This is a genomic window from Pseudoalteromonas sp. OOF1S-7, assembly GCF_022347765.1.
Lineage (GTDB): Bacteria > Pseudomonadota > Gammaproteobacteria > Enterobacterales > Alteromonadaceae > Pseudoalteromonas.
On record NZ_JAKRFZ010000026.1, the window covers coordinates 15,405 to 28,175 of the forward strand.

Consider the following 12,771-nt stretch of genomic DNA (forward strand, 5'->3'; position numbering starts at 1 on the left):
TGATTACCTCAATGCTATTCGCGTGCGGCGTCGGGCCAACACGCTGATGTTGTATATGCAATTAATTTGACTACAGACCAATTGCTTTGTTCATCGCCATGATTGGCTGTAGGATAGCCATTACGATAAACAGCACGATCACGGCCATGCTTGCAATCATGGCGGGTTCGAGCAGTTTTAACGAAACGCTGACCATACTTTCGAATTCCCTGTCCTGGTTGTTGGCAGCACGTTCAAGCATTTGCTCCAGTTCACCGGACTTTTCACCACTTGCAATCATATGAAGCATCATGGGCGGAAATAACTTTGTTTGTGCCAGTGCTGCTCGCAGGCTTGCACCTTCACTGACATGGGTTGCCGCTTCAGTCACGGCTGATTTTATCTTCTCGTTTTCCAGTACCTGACCGGAAATTTTCATCCCTTCCAGCAAAGGCACTGAACTGGAAGACAAAATACTCAGAGTCCGGGCAAACCGCGCCGTATTAATACCGCGACTGATTTTACCTATGCCCGGAAGCTGCAACAGCTTGGCATCGTACCAAAAACGGACCTTAGGCCTTTTCAGCGCTTGCTTGACCAAAAAGACACTGCCCACAATGGTAATAAACGAAATCATCCAGTACGCCTGCACAAAATTACTGGCAGCCATAACCCATTCCGTTGTCCAGGGCAGTACCTGCTTAGATTTCTCAAACGTTTTTAATATTTTAGGCACAACAGTACCGAGCAGAACCGACACAATCGCAATAGCAAATATCACCAGAATAGTCGGATAAACCATCGCCTGAGTGATCTGACTGCGCATGTGCTGTCGTTGTTCGGTGTAATCCGCCAGACGATTCAGTACTTCATCCAGATGACCCGATTTTTCACCGGCTGCCACCATGGCCCGATAAAGATTATCGAATACGTGCGGAAACTCGGACATGCCATCGGCCAGGGTGTAACCTTCCACAACTTTAGAGCGCACTGCCATCAACATACGCTTAAGACGTGGCTTTTCGCACTGCTCTGCAACGGCCATAACCGCCGCCTCTACCGGCAAAGATGATTGGATCAGCGTCGCTAACTGGCGCGTGATCAGAGCAATATCAGATACTGAGGGTTTATAGCCACGTGTCAGACTGAAACCACCTGAGTTGGCGGATTTTTCTTTTTCCGCAGCGGGTGACACTTCCAGCGGCATCATGGCTTTTTCGCGCAGCATCTGGCGAACCTGTTTGGCGGTATCCGCCTCCAGTATGCCTTTTTTCTCTTTTCCTTTGCCGTCTAAAGCACGATACTCAAACGCAGCCATTAGCCTTCCTCACGGGTGACCCGCATCACCTCTTCCAGCGTCGTCTGACCTTTCAGCACTCGGGCACAGCCATCCTGACGAATACTGGGGCTAAAGGTACGAATGTATTTTTCAACCGACTGCTCACCTTTACCATTGTGGATCAGTTCACGAATGTGCTCGTCCACAATCAGTAATTCATGAATACCCGTCCGGCCCTTATAACCATTGAAGTTACACTCCTCACAGCCGACGGCACGATAAATAGTGGTTTGTGAGCCTTTTTCAACGCCCAGTAATTCACATTCACGCTCGTCTGCCAGATGTGCTTCTTTACAACTAGGACACAAGGTTCGTACCAATCGCTGTGACAACACGCCCAGCAAAGAAGAAGACAACAGGAAAGGCTCAACACCCATGTCTTCCATCCGGGTAATCGCACCGGAAGCCGTATTAGTGTGCAGCGTTGACATCACCAAGTGACCGGTCAGTGACGCTTGTACGCCAATCTGTGCGGTTTCGAGATCCCGGATCTCACCCACCATGACCACATCCGGATCCTGACGCAAAATGGCGCGCAGACCACGGGCGAAGGTCATATCCACTTTCGGGTTGACCTGAGTCTGACCAATGCCCGGTATTTCATACTCAATCGGGTCTTCTACAGTCAGTATGTTGCGATCTCTGGAGTTTATCTGCGTCATGCCGGCATACAAGGTGGTACTTTTACCGGAACCCGTTGGACCGGTGACCAGGATAATGCCGTGCGGCTTGGCAATAATTTCGGCAAACAGCTCACGGTTGCGCTCCGTCATTCCCAGATCTTCCAGGTTCAGTCGCGCATTGTTCTTATCCAGCAAACGCAATACGACGCGCTCACCAAAACTGGAGGGCATGGTAGACACCCGCACGTCGACGGCGCGACCAGCGATACGTAAACTGATCCGGCCATCCTGCGGCACTCGCTTTTCCGCAATGTCGAGTTTAGCCATAACCTTGATCCGTGACACCAGCAGTGAAGACAGCTTGCGATTAGGCTTAAGCACCTCTTTCAGCACACCATCCACCCGGAAACGGATCACTAGTTCCTGCTCAAAGGTCTCGATATGAATATCCGAGGCCCCTTCTTTGATTGCCTCACTCAACATGGCGTTGATCAGTTTGATGATCGGTGCATCGTCATCAGCAGCAAGCAGATCTTCCGTTTGTGGCATTTCTTCGGCGAGCGAGAATAGATCGACTTCGTTACCTATGTCTTCCATCATCTGCTGTGTTTCAGAGCTGTCGCGCTGATAAGACGCTTCAAGTAGCAGTTCGAACTTATCGTCGTCCAGCTGCTCCAGGGTAAATCCAGCCTGAGCAATACGACGCACTTCAAGCAGCGCATCCAGCGAAGGCTGACCTTTATAGAAAACTTTCAGCCCTTCCGGTTGCTGGCTTAATAGCAAGCTCTGGCGTCTGGCATAGGCAAAGGGCAGGCGCACATGCGACCCAACCTCTGCATCCATTGGTTCATCCAACGCCAACGCGGTTTCATCATGACCGTCAATGAGTTCCTGTATTGCCTCAGTCATTGTTCTTCTCGTTTTGCTCGTTCAGAAACTCTTCGTACGTTGGTGGTAACACCATCGCATCATCCCACTGTGGCAGAATTGGCGCATCCTGCAGTGGCATCAGATCAATACCATCTTCACGCTGCTTAGTCTGCTCACCACGGATAAACTTGTATTTAGCATGACTCAGCTCGTTCATGCTGCGGCTGTCACGAACAATTGTAGGACGAATAAATACCAGCAGGTTACGCTTACGCTTAGTGGTATTGGTTGACTTAAACAAATGTCCCAGGAATGGAATGTCGCCCAGCAGTGGGACTTTAGAAACACTTTCCTGAACATCCTCGTCAATCAAACCGCCCAGAATCACCATGCCGCCGTCATCAGCAATCACAGTGGTGTTGATTGCACGCTTATTCACCGAGATATCAACCGCAGTTGCACCACTGACGCTGGAGACTTCCTGTTCTATGGTTAGCTGAACCGCTGTACCATCATTAATTTGCGGTGTCACTTTCAATTTCACACCCACTTCCTGACGATCGACCGTCTGGAACGGATTCGAGTTATTTTCACTGGCCGTAGAACCTGTGATGATAGGCACTTCCTGACCAACAATCATAGACGCTTCTTCGTTATCCATCGTCGTGATCGACGGCGTAGCCAGAATGTTGGAATTGGTATCGGTTGATACGGCCTGGATGATCGCTCCCCAGTCATTTTTCACAACCCCCATCGCCAGGCCATTGATGCCGCCCAGCAAGGAACCCAGGGGCCCTAAATCACCTTCGATGGTTTCTTCGTATTCGGTACCCTTTCCTGATTCTGTGCCTATTACATTCTTAGTAACCGTCTTATCACGTGCCTGCTCGGCAGCAACAGCAAGCGCTCCAACCGGCACAGTTGTGCCATTGTTAAACTGCAACATACCACCTTTTTCAGTGATCCATTGCAGGCCAAAGTTGATACCGTCGCCTTCCTGAACTTCGACCACAATGGCCTCAACCAGGACCTGGGCACGACGCACATCGAGCTTTTCGATAACACTGGCCAGTGAACGCATGGTATCGGGCTGTGCGGTGATCACCAGCGAATTAGAATCTTCGTGTGCCTCAATACTGGTTTCATTCTGACTGCTTCGGGTACGCGTCTTGCTGCCGCCCTGCGCTTCTTCCTGCAAGGTTTTGCTCACCCCCTGCAGCACTTTAACCAGCTCTTCGGCTTTGGCATAATTCAGGTAAAACACCTGTGTATTACCCTGATTTTCCAGTTCTTCATCCAAACGTTTGATCAATTCAATGGCTCGGGTACGCGCTTGTACTTCACCACTGACCACAACGCTATTGGTTCGGTTGTCAGAGACAATTTTAGGGATCAGAAATTCAGGGACCTGGTTCTTACCGCCATCTTTATAGATTTTCTCAACGACCTGAACCACGTCATCGGCAGTTGCATGTTGCAGACGCACGATATCAACGCGCTGATCGCCCGCCTGGTCAACTGACTTGATAATATTTACCAAACGATTTACCGACGCTGCGTGACCCGTCAGCATCATCACGTTCGCCGAGTTGAAGTTCGTTACATGGCCACCATCTTTCTGATCGCTGAACTGGCGGATCAGTGGACCCAGCTCCTGCACGCTGACGTTTTTAACCTCAACAACTCGGGTGATCATCACATCCCCGTTGTTGTCGTTACCATCTCCGACCAAAGGCACATTGGCTTTTTTACCGTCCGAGCTGCGCACCACTTTCAGTACCCCGGTTTCCATTTCGACGACCGCATAGCCGTATACTTCCAGAACATTGAGGAAAAACTGATAGTAGAGCGCTTCATCCATTAGCTCATAGCTGCGAACGTTAATATTACCGCGCACATTGGGATCTATGATGATGGTCTTGTTGAGGTTTTTACTGATGATATTAATGAACTCGTTAATATCAGTGCCTTTAAAATTGGCCGCATACTCAACCGCAGAAACAGACAAGGACAATCCAGCCGCAAACAACAGAGCTGCATACTTAGCTAACCCTTTTTTGATTTTTGTGAGGTGTAGCTTTCTACCCATGATTTTTATAACTCCAAAATTATTGTCTTTACAGGCTAAATTGCACATCGACAGTCTGGCCGTCACGTTCAATCGTGATATTGGCATCAGTGCTATTTCTCAGCTCGTTCATTGCTGACATAGCCTGTTTCATATCCGTGAGTTGGAAGCCATTAATAGCAATGGCGAGATCGTTATTTTTAAGACCCATTTTCTTAAACAGCTCAGGGTCTTTGCCCGGACGCAAGCGGTAGCCAACCAACTGGCCATTGCGTCGTTCAGGCGAAATACGAATATAGTCAAATAGTTTGCCCGGCTCAGCCAGCAGCTCATTGCGACGTTGCTTTAGTTCCTCACGGGCTTTATCACTCATTCTGTCTGGCTGAGCGCGATGGCTGGCGCTAGTGCGGCGCGATTGTACCGGTGTTGCGACCTGACGGCTAAACTCTATACCATCAAGCATTAAAGTCTCAAACCGGCCACTGACATCCAGGATCACCCGATCTGGCAGTACCTGGGCTAATTTTGCACGCGTCCCCTTGATAGGATCCTCTACTACATACGTTTCCTGTCGACCCTGAGATTCGATAATTGCAAGGCCCGCCGCATCATTCTGACTAACTGCAACAATACCTGTCAGACGCACATTTAATTGTGTTTCGGGCGCATCAGAGATAACTGGCTTGGGGGCTTCAACCACGGGCTTTTCATTGGCCTTACCAAAGACATTATGCCCCAGAATAGATCGGCTGCTGATCGCCGCTGAATTCTGTGCATAGACCTGAGATTGAGTTGGTAAAGGTTGGGTCTGAGGTGCTGGCCAAAGTAGCCAGAATAACTTAGCAAAAAGGAAAGCAATATACACAACAGCCAAATACACCACCAGACGGCTAAGCTTCGCATGGGGTAGGTTATGTAGTAATTTTTGCAACTGTTGTAGCTGTAATTCCATATGTCATATTCTTATTCTGTTAAGCGCCTCAGTGTACCGCCTCGAATTCGATTCAACAAGCACGCGTATATGAAACTTTAAAGTAAATAGGTACAACTTAGGATACCTAACTGAACACAGTATTAACAATGCCTGTGGCTGAGATGTAACCACAGTAGCGCGTGTTCAGATGCTTTTTTTGCCTCATCAAATGTGTTAAATTTCACCGATTAAATTAGCTTTGGGCATTAGTTAACGAATTGTGACAAAAGTCAATCAAGAAAACAACCTAAGCGAAGTGAAAGTACGCCTGGACAAATGGCTCTGGGCGGCACGCTTTTATAAAACCCGTACCATTGCCCGAGAGATGATCCAGGGTGGCAAGGTACACTACAACGGCCAGCGCTGTAAACCCAGCCGAACGGTTGAGGTGGGTGCGCTAATCAAGCTGGCACAGGGCTTTGATGAAAAGGAAGTCACTGTGCTGCAAATTATGGAAAAACGCCAAAGTGCCCCCATTGCCCAGACTCTCTACGAGGAGTCCGCAGCCAGCCTTGAAAAACGGGCGCAAAACGCTATTGCGCGCAAAAACAACAGTTTTTTTGCCCCGCGCCCCGATCATAAACCAGATAAAAAGCAGCGTCGCGAACTGCTCAAACTGAAATCTAGCTAGGATTTGAATTGATGCAACAAGATTTACTTCATCGATATATTTTTGACCAACTTGATGTACGCGGTGAACTCGTACAAATTGAACACACCTTTAATGATATTATTAGTGGCCATAACTACCCGAAAGAAGTACAAACTCTATTGGGCGAGCTATTACTTGCATCCAGCCTGCTGACTGCAACGCTAAAGTTTGAAGGCGACATCACAGTACAATTGCAAGGTGATGGCCCGGTTAAATACGCTGCTATCAATGGCGATCACAAGCAGAATATGCGTGGCATTGCCCGAGTGCAAGGTGAAATCACGGGCAGCAGTGTCCAGGACCTGATGGGCAAAGGCTATATGGTGATCACCATTACCCCAGATAAAGGTGAGCGCTACCAGGGTGTGGTCCCTTTAAGCGGTGAAACTTTGGCTGCATGTCTGGAAGAGTACTTTGTTCAGTCAGAACAGCTGAAGACCCGCTTATGGTTTGCCACCGATGTTAGTGGCGAGCGTGCTAAGGCAGCCGGACTGTTTTTGCAGGTACTGCCAGTTGACAAGGCCAAATCGGAAGAAGATTTTGCGCATTTAGAAGCACTGAGCAATACCATTAAAGATGAAGAGCTGCTCGAACTCGACGCACAAACAGTCCTGACACGCTTATATCACGAAGATAACCCACAGTTGTTCGAGCCCCAGGAAATTAATTTTGTCTGTGGCTGCAGCCGCGATAAAACCATCAGCGCCTTGGTCAATATCGGCCGTGAAGCGCTTTTGGAAGATGTACAGAAGCAGGGTGAGATCAACATCAGCTGTCACTACTGCCTAAAAAATTACCGATTTGAAGAACAGGATATCAAGGCAATTTTTAATTAGCCGTACAGTTTTTATCATATTGAAGACAAGCCGCCATTTTGGCGGCTTTTTTGTCTCAAAAAATTGATACCGGTGTCATTTTAAAGTCACATTTCATGACACCGGTATCATTGAAATTATTCGATTTTTTTGACAAATTTATGGCGTTTTACCTGGTTTCAGGGCTCGAATATCTGAATTTCATCTGGTACTATAATTTCAGCTTTTGGTGAAACTTCTCCAGAGCTATCCCGTTCAATTCTCACATTTAGGTATAAACATGACTTCAAGCGCTACTCGTTTTGTCGATTTAACTGCAGCTGAACTTGTCGAACACGCCATCCGCCGTGGTGAAGGGACTTTGGCCGCAAATGGAGCTTTTGTAGCAAAAACAGGCCGCCGCACAGGGCGTTCACCTAACGACCGTTTTATCGTTAAAGAGCCAAGCACAGAAAACGACATCCAATGGGGTAACGTTAACCGCCCATTCGATGCAGACAAATTCAACGCGCTGTGGGCCCGTGTAGAAGCACACGTGAACAGCAACGACCACTTCGTCTCTCACCTTGAAGTGGGTTCAGATCCAGAGCACTATCTTCCAGTTGTTGTGACAACAGAAACCGCTTGGCACCATATTTTTGCCAAGAACATGTTTATCGAGCCTGAAAAATACAATGCAGCTGATTTACCCCAATGGCAGGTAATGAATGTACCTTCTTTCGTTTGCGACCCAGAGCGTGACGGGACGAATAGCGATGGTACAGTGATTATCAACTTTGCAGAGCGCAAAGTGCTTATCGCAGGTATGCATTACGCCGGTGAAATGAAAAAGTCTATGTTCTCAGTACAGAACTTCCTGTTACCAGCGAAGGGCGTACTGCCAATGCACTGTAGTGCAAACGTAGGCGAAGCAGGCGACACCACCTTATTCTTCGGTTTGTCTGGCACAGGTAAAACGACGTTGTCGGCCGATCCTAAACGCTTCCTAATCGGTGATGACGAGCACGGCTGGGCACCTGGCAGTGTCTTCAACATTGAAGGCGGTTGTTATGCAAAGTGTATTGACCTGTCGCAAAAGAACGAGCCAGTTATCTGGAACGCAATTAAATTCGGCACCATCCTTGAAAACGTGGTACTGGATGACGCACGCGTCCCTGATTTCAATGACACCAGTCTGACGCAAAACACACGTGCAGCTTACCCGCTTGAGCACGTTGTGAAGCGTAAAGTAGAAAACCGTGCTGGCGAGCCTCGCGCAGTGGTCTTCCTGACTTGTGACGTGAGCGGCGTATTACCGCCTGTGTCTATTCTGTCTGAAGAAGCCGCGGCTTATCACTTCCTGAGCGGTTACACCGCAAAAGTGGGCTCAACTGAAATCGGTTCAACCTCTGACATTGAGTCAACCTTCTCTACTTGTTTCGGCGCACCTTTCTTCCCGCGCCCGGCAGGCGTTTACGCTGAACTTCTGATGAAGCGTGTCCGTGAATTCAACTCAAAAGTGTACTTAGTTAACACTGGTTGGACGGGCGGTCCTTACGGCATTGGTAAGCGTTTCGATATCCCGACCACACGAGCTGTGATTGATGCAATCGTTAACGACACACTGGAAGGCGTAGAAACACAACATATTGATGCACTGAACCTGGACGTGCCAGTTGCTGTACCAGGTGTAGACAGCAAACTGCTTAACCCAATCAATACCTGGGAAGACAAAGCAAAATATGCTGAGTATGCGTCTAAACTGGCTGCAGACTTCGAAGCGAACTTCGCAAAATACGATGTCTCTGAAGCCATCAAATCAGCAGGTCCTCGCGGCTAAGCGGATTTAGGATCAGATTCCTTTATCAAAAGCGCCCCTCGTTGGGCGTTTTTTTATGCCTGAAATTCACAATTGAACTGAAATCGAGTGCCGCTCAACTAAAGTTGATTTTTGAGCTGCTTCCAGGCCGTGGCGAGGAGCTGACTTAAGGTCACCGGGATCACGGCAAGTAATGCCACCCCTTTATCAAAGTTTGGATTTAAGGCGCAGTAATGGGCTATTTCGGGTTTGTCACTGGTTTTAAACCGGGCCACTTCCGCAGCTGAATAACGCGTTTTTCGCCCTACGGCTTTAAGACACAGCAAACCATTTGCATCACATGCCAGCCCGTTGGGGTTTAACGCCAGATAAAGCTGCGATTCAGCATCAGAGCCCGATGCCGTTGGGTAGACAGTGGCAATATTCTTCGCCATCGCCCGGAACATCGCGGGACTAAGCATCGTATCGGCATATAATAAAGTACGCCAGGGACGACGCAGATAAGCTTTGGTGACCTCAGCAATGGAAAAAGAAAAGGTGTTGTTCTTGCCCCTAAACTGCGGTAAAAAGCCAGCCGATGCGCCGATCACACAAAATGCCTGAAGGCTGTCGTCAAAGGTGAGCAGGCAATAACCTGCCAGCTCACCTGCCTGCGTATAGTACAAGCGCAATCGCCGAACAATGGCTCCGTCCTGCTCAAAATAGTAAGCAAAATAGGCTTCAGGCTCTATCCCTTCAAAACACTGCCCGATAATAGACAGCAGCTGTGCTCTCGCAGCGCTACTGATACAACCGGGTTTATATGTCAAGTCGTGCTTATTCACACGCTTTTGACTCAGGAGAAGTGCTCACAGGAGCAAATTTTTTCGCCACCGGCAGCATCACCTCAGCGCTCAATCCCCCTTCATTACGGTTACGCAGGCGTACTTTACCACCATGCGTAGAGACAATGCGCTTGATGATCGCAAGACCCAGCCCACTGCCCTCACTACCCCGCGCCTGGTCACCTTGTTTGAACGGCTCAAAAAGCGACTCTAATTCTTCTTCGGGGATCCCGGGACCTTTGTCTTTAACTTTAATAAACACCGCTTTATGGCGAGCGCTGAATTCCGTCATTACCTCTATTTCGTCTTCAGAATAGCGGATGGCATTTTCGATCATATTCGTCACAACGCGCTTCAGTGCAACATGATTCATCATTACGGCAGGGATATTGGCAGTCGTCGTCAGGACAATTTCTCTTTGATGCTGTTGCTCAGCATGCACCACTTCTTCAACAACCGCATTCACATCATCCAGTACCATTTCACCACTATTATGATGTCTCAGGTATTCAATAAACTGATCGATGATGGCATTCATATCTTCAATGTCGTCGATAATGCCCTCTTTCAGATAGGCTTCCTCGTCTGACATCATTTCCGTTGCTAATCGGATCCGGGTAAGTGGTGTTCTTAAATCGTGTGATACGCCTGCCATCAATAAGCGTCGATCGTTCTCCAGCTCAGCAATCCCCTTAGACATTTTATTAAAGGCCCGGGTAACCTCGATGACCTCGGTAGAGCCATGTTCAACAAGACGGGTAGAAAAATCTCCCACACCTACCCGGCTGGCCGCAATCTGCAATGCCTTGAGTGGCCGATTCAGATGTCGGGCAAACAACCAGCCTCCCAATACGCTTAAAAAGCCAATACTGGAGAGGTAAAATACCAGAAACTCCATTTTGGTTTCTGAAAACCCGGTCAGCGGCACCCGAACCCAATAACCCGGAGCCTGTGGTGCTTCAACCCAATACACCACAGGATCGCCCTGACTGATCCGCACCCGAGCAGAACCATTGAGCTGCTCAGACATGCTGCGCGACAATAATGTGTATTCTTTTGCTTCACCAAGTCCATTGCGATACGCCTCTCGCTGGTCCATGACCTCGATACCGGTGATCTCAAAGAACTTTTCCGACAAAGCAGAGTCAACCTCCACCCCTTCTTCCCAGTCTATGAAAACGGTCTTAACCTGCTTGGCAAGCATCAGGTTGACCTGTTCAAAGGTCGGCTTGAACACATACAAAGTCACGGTTATGTAGGAGACTATCTGATTGATCAAGAGCAGCGCACCGACAAAAAACACCGTTTGCCCAAATGCACTGCGAGGCAGAATACTCATTTACTTTTCGCCATCTGGCACGAAAACATAACCCAGACCCCAAACGGTCTGGATATAACGCGGATTAGACGCGTCCTCTTCTATCATTCTGCGTAGCCGTGATACCTGAACATCAATACTTCGCTCCAGTGCACTGTAATCCCTGCCTCTAGCCAGATTCATCAGCTTATCACGGCTCAGCGGTTCACGGGGATGACTCACCAGCGCCTTCAGTACCGCAAACTCGCCACTGGTCAGGGCAATGGTTTCATCGCCTTTTTGCATTTCCCGGGTTGCCAGATTGAGTTTGAAGGCACCAAATTCGACCTCATTTTCCTCAACAGCAGGCGCGCCCGGCACTTCTTTGGCGCGGCGGCGCAGCACCGCTTTGATCCGGGCTAACAATTCACGTGGATTAAATGGCTTGGGCAGGTAATCATCGGCCCCCAGCTCAAGACCGATAATGCGGTCTACTTCATCCCCTTTCGCCGTCAACATCACAATGGGAATTTCATTTTCTTTCTGCCTGAGCCGACGGCAGATAGATAAGCCATCTTCACCAGGTAACATCAGGTCCAATACCATCAGATGAAAGTTTTCACGTTCCAGCAACCTATCCATTTGCTCAGAATTGGCTGCACTGCGAACGATAAACCCCTGCTCGACCAGATATCGCTCAAGCAGGCTGCGCAAACGCATATCATCGTCAACGACTAACACTTTGGTGGTTTCATTCCCCATTGGCATGCTTCTTATTTTTTCTTTAGTTGACCCTAAATATAATTGAAATTAAAACGCTTAGACACCATTAACACTGAATAAGATTGTTACCGAACGTTACAAGTGCGGGCTTGATATGACATTATCTCAGCCAACTATTATCTGGCTGAGTCAGATTGGTATCGACCCGGATCCGAATTACACTAGGCACATGTAGGTGCTCTGCCATAGTAAGCAACAGAATGAAAACCAATCTAATTACCCCCGAGGGCTATCGCAAGCTGCAACAAGAACACGACCATTTGTGGTTTGAAAAACGCCCGGAAGTGACCAAAATTGTTAACTGGGCGGCAAGTTTAGGCGATCGCTCAGAAAACGCCGACTATACTTTTAACAAGCGTCTGTTACGACAAATAGACCGCCGCGTGCGCTACCTGCGTAAACGTCTGCCAGACTTGAAAATTGTTGAATACTCACCGCAGCAACAGGGCAAGGTTTATTTTGGAGCCTGGGTCGAAATAGAAAATGACGACGGCGATGTAAAACGGTTTCGCATCGTCGGGCCTGATGAAATCTACGAGCGGAACGATTACATCTCTATAGATTCTCCAATGGCACGAGCGCTGCTTGGGAAATCCGTCGATGAAGAATTCAGTGTCAAAACCCCGCAAGGTGACATGCTTTGGTACGTCAATAAGATCGATTACACGGCCTGAACACTTCCGTTACAGATATGATATGATGACCGCAAACGCAGGCCCAGAAAGTAGCCTAGCCAATTGAACTATATAA

Annotated in this window: 11 protein-coding genes; 4 read left to right on the forward strand and 7 right to left on the reverse strand. The window is 48.4% G+C overall.

All coding sequences use genetic code 11. From position 1 onward, the window contains the following. Positions 1-70: 70 nt before the first annotated feature. From gspF to gspC, 4 genes are read right to left on the reverse strand one after another with little or no spacing between them, the layout of a single operon-like run. Positions 71-1,297 carry a type II secretion system inner membrane protein GspF gene (gene gspF / locus MHN33_RS22710; RefSeq protein ID WP_239401625.1) on the reverse strand — a complete coding sequence of 409 codons (1,227 nt, stop codon included), beginning with the start codon at positions 1,295-1,297 and terminating at the stop codon, positions 71-73. Beyond that, complete coding sequence (gene gspE / locus MHN33_RS22715) at positions 1,297-2,784, reverse strand: type II secretion system ATPase GspE (RefSeq protein ID WP_239401692.1); 1,488 nt, start codon at positions 2,782-2,784, stop codon at positions 1,297-1,299. The genes gspF and gspE overlap by 1 nt, the downstream gene beginning before the upstream one ends. A 58-nt stretch (positions 2,785-2,842) precedes the next feature. Further along, entirely contained in the window at positions 2,843-4,900 is a 2,058-nt protein-coding gene (gene gspD, locus MHN33_RS22720; RefSeq protein ID WP_239401627.1) for a type II secretion system secretin GspD, read from the reverse strand. A gap of 28 nt (positions 4,901-4,928) precedes the next feature. Continuing rightward, positions 4,929-5,831, reverse strand: coding sequence for a type II secretion system protein GspC (gene gspC, locus MHN33_RS22725; protein WP_239401629.1), 903 nt, complete (start codon positions 5,829-5,831; stop codon positions 4,929-4,931). 241 nt (positions 5,832-6,072) lie between these two features. Between gspC and hslR the strand changes: the two genes are divergently transcribed. The 3 genes from hslR (at position 6,073) to MHN33_RS22740 (ending at position 9,138) form a co-directional block, all read left to right on the forward strand. Beyond that, positions 6,073-6,483 (forward strand): ribosome-associated heat shock protein Hsp15, encoded by a 411-nt coding sequence (hslR, locus tag MHN33_RS22730; protein WP_239401631.1) that lies wholly within the window; start codon positions 6,073-6,075, stop codon positions 6,481-6,483. 11 nt (positions 6,484-6,494) lie between these two features. Then, entirely contained in the window at positions 6,495-7,340 is an 846-nt protein-coding gene (gene hslO / locus MHN33_RS22735) for an Hsp33 family molecular chaperone HslO (protein ID WP_239401633.1), read from the forward strand. A gap of 259 nt (positions 7,341-7,599) precedes the next feature. Continuing rightward, the gene (locus MHN33_RS22740; protein ID WP_239401635.1) at positions 7,600-9,138 is read left to right on the forward strand and encodes a phosphoenolpyruvate carboxykinase; all 1,539 of its coding nucleotides are present in this window, start codon (positions 7,600-7,602) and stop codon (positions 9,136-9,138) included. A gap of 98 nt (positions 9,139-9,236) precedes the next feature. Here MHN33_RS22740 and MHN33_RS22745 read toward each other — a convergent pair whose 3' ends face one another. The 3 genes from MHN33_RS22745 to ompR are packed head-to-tail and all read right to left on the reverse strand — an operon-like array spanning position 9,237 to position 12,000. Then, on the reverse strand, positions 9,237-9,926 hold the full coding sequence (locus MHN33_RS22745) for a hypothetical protein (RefSeq protein WP_239401637.1): 690 nt from the start codon (positions 9,924-9,926) through the stop codon (positions 9,237-9,239). Positions 9,927-9,933: 7 nt separating this feature from the next. After that, positions 9,934-11,280: a two-component system sensor histidine kinase EnvZ gene (envZ, locus tag MHN33_RS22750; protein ID WP_239401639.1), complete on the reverse strand. Its 1,347-nt coding sequence runs from the start codon at positions 11,278-11,280 to the stop codon at positions 9,934-9,936. After that, a complete protein-coding gene (gene ompR, locus MHN33_RS22755) occupies positions 11,281-12,000 on the reverse strand; it encodes a two-component system response regulator OmpR (RefSeq protein WP_054017535.1) in 720 nt (239 codons plus the stop codon). Between the two features lie 221 nt (positions 12,001-12,221). Between ompR and greB the strand changes: the two genes are divergently transcribed. Then, complete coding sequence (gene greB, locus MHN33_RS22760) at positions 12,222-12,695, forward strand: transcription elongation factor GreB (RefSeq protein ID WP_239401641.1); 474 nt, start codon at positions 12,222-12,224, stop codon at positions 12,693-12,695. The last annotated feature ends 76 nt before the right edge of the window (positions 12,696-12,771 follow it).